The sequence below is a fragment of the Streptococcus sp. CCH8-H5 genome, from assembly GCF_001556505.1.
Classification (GTDB): Bacteria; Bacillota; Bacilli; order Lactobacillales; family Streptococcaceae; genus Streptococcus.
Genome location: NZ_LSIZ01000002.1, coordinates 1 through 378 on the forward strand (window position 1 = coordinate 1; position 378 = coordinate 378).

Below are 378 nucleotides of genomic sequence, written 5' to 3' on the forward strand. Positions count from 1 at the left end.
ATAGCGTTTCATTGGTGTAAACTGTAAGTAACCACACAAACAGAACCCGAGGAAACACTATGAGCTACTCCCATCTTACCATAACCGAGCGAATAAAGATAGAAGCCTATTTGGAATTAGGTTTGAAACCTTGCCAAATTGCCAACAAACTTGGCGTACATAGATCCACCATCTCAAGAGAGTTAAGACGATGCCAAAATGGCTATTCCGCAGCCTTAGCACAGGAACAGTACGACCACAGGGCTAAACAAAAAGGTCGGAAGTCTTGTTTGACACCAGAGTTGAAAAAGGAAATTGAGGACGGTTTAAAATCCTCCTGGTCGCCTGAACAGATTTGTGGCCGCTATCAGCTTGAACAAAAGCCAATGGTAGCTTTTA

General features: G+C 43.1%; 1 protein-coding gene. It reads left to right on the forward strand.

The features are described from left to right. Positions 1-59: 59 nt before the first annotated feature. A partial coding sequence (locus AX663_RS00010; protein WP_156430736.1) for a helix-turn-helix domain-containing protein occupies positions 60-378 on the forward strand: 319 nt, incomplete at its 3' end.